The organism is Pseudomonas sp. 2822-17, from assembly GCF_002742485.1.
GTDB classification, from domain to species: Bacteria; Pseudomonadota; Gammaproteobacteria; order Pseudomonadales; family Pseudomonadaceae; genus Aquipseudomonas; species Aquipseudomonas cyclaminis.
In genome coordinates, this window is sequence record NZ_LJRZ01000118.1 from 1 (window position 1) to 258 (window position 258).

1 protein-coding gene is annotated in these 258 nt (G+C 35.3%); it reads right to left on the minus strand.

Annotated elements, in window-relative coordinates; all coding sequences use genetic code 11:
- Positions 1-258 (minus strand): histidine phosphatase family protein (locus tag AOA60_RS01190; RefSeq protein ID WP_143522315.1); only part of this gene is annotated, 258 nt, incomplete at both ends.

Here is a 258-nt window from a genome sequence, read left to right on the forward strand (position 1 = left end):
CTATATAACTCGTTTATCTTTTTCAAGCCACCCATTACACGATTATTCAGTGATACTCTATTCTCTTGGTTGGGATAATTTCTATTTGGAAATGCAGTTAATCTCTCCTTTACTGTCATTCCTTCCGCATCTCCATAATGCCGTTCTGCGAAATCATTCATTTGAATAAGTGAGACTTTTAAACTTTCATTTATTACCTCAGCTGTTTCTTTCGCTCTTTTTAACGGACTTGTTATGATTACGTCCCAGTAAGAAGAT